This is a genomic window from Cupriavidus sp. SIMBA_020 (genome assembly GCF_046535395.1).
Taxonomy (GTDB): domain Bacteria; phylum Pseudomonadota; class Gammaproteobacteria; order Burkholderiales; family Burkholderiaceae; genus Cupriavidus; species Cupriavidus campinensis.
The window spans coordinates 1-271 of sequence record NZ_JAWRWU010000595.1 but is presented as its reverse complement, the minus strand read 5'-3'; the positions used below and the strand labels follow the sequence as shown (position 1 = coordinate 271).

General features: G+C 69.7%; 1 pseudogene. It reads left to right on the top strand.

Going from position 1 to position 271, the window contains the following annotated elements:
• A pseudogene (locus SB751_RS30665) lies at positions 1–271 on the top strand (hypothetical protein); the annotation flags it as partial.

Below are 271 nucleotides of genomic sequence, written 5' to 3'. Positions count from 1 at the left end.
CCGCTGCGCCTTGCGGCGGCCGCCAACGCCACGGCGCCGACGGACCGGAACGCCATCATCCGCCAGGTCTTCCAGACGGACCTGGCGGGCATTCGCTATGGCAAGGACCACGCCAAATTGATGGGCGGGCTGGGAGTGATCTGGATTCCGGTGGAGTCCGGCGCGCCGGGCATCGAGTTCGAACATCCGCTGGGCGGCAGGGACACCGTTGCGGCGGCGATGACGTTGCTGGGCACGTCAGACAGGCCGCTGGCGACGCGACGACTGGCCG